Origin of the sequence: Streptomyces sp. NP160 (genome assembly GCF_006335115.1) — a bacterium.
GTDB lineage: Bacteria > Actinomycetota > Actinomycetes > Actinomycetales > Quadrisphaeraceae > Quadrisphaera.
Map to the genome: position 1 here is coordinate 1 of NZ_VDMJ01000108.1, position 310 is coordinate 310.

1 protein-coding gene is annotated in these 310 nt (G+C 77.1%); it reads left to right on the forward strand.

The annotated features are described in order from the left end of the window. On the forward strand, window positions 1-310 hold a 310-nt coding region (locus FHN55_RS23100; protein WP_218974941.1), incomplete at both ends, for a hypothetical protein.

Here is a 310-nt window from a genome sequence, read left to right on the forward strand (position 1 = left end):
CGGCGCCGTGAACTCCTCGGTCAGCCACGGCATCGCCGTGTACACCGCCGACGGCTCCCTGCTGCTGACCAACCCAGCGGCGCGGGCGCTGCTCGGGGACAACCCCCGCGAGGAGCAGCCCCGCTCCTGGGAGGGCACCTACGCCCTGCGCTTCGCCGACGGCTCCCCGGTGGCCGCCCCGGACCTGCCCATCAGCCGCGCGCTGACCGGTGAGCACGTCACCGGCGTCGACCTGCTCGTGCTGGGACCGGCCGACCCCGCCCCGCGGGTGCACCGCGTGGACGCCCACCCGCTCCCGGAGGTGCCCGGG